The following is a 223-nucleotide window of genomic DNA, read 5'->3' as shown; positions in this document are numbered from 1 at the left end:
AGAGCTGGTCGACCATGGAGCGCTGGATTTCCTGCCAGGGCGTCTGGCTCGCCGGATAGGCATAGCCGCCGCGCGCCTCGAGATCGGCACGGCGCTTCTCCAACTCCTCCTTGGAGAGAAGGATGTCGGCGGTGCGCTTGTTGAGATCGATGCGGATGCGATCGCCCGTCTGCAGCAACGCCAATCCGCCGCCAGCCGCAGCTTCAGGCGACGCATTGAGGAT

At 64.6% G+C, this 223-nt stretch carries 1 pseudogene; it reads right to left on the bottom strand.

Annotated elements, in window-relative coordinates:
- Positions 1-223, bottom strand: a pseudogene (locus tag E4K09_RS23980) (dihydroxy-acid dehydratase domain-containing protein); the annotation flags it as partial.

Origin of the sequence: Microvirga pakistanensis (assembly GCF_004458765.1) — a bacterium.
Lineage (GTDB): Bacteria > Pseudomonadota > Alphaproteobacteria > Rhizobiales > Beijerinckiaceae > Microvirga > Microvirga pakistanensis.
Note: the sequence above shows the minus strand (reverse complement) of the source record. Positions and strands in the feature narration are given on the sequence as shown.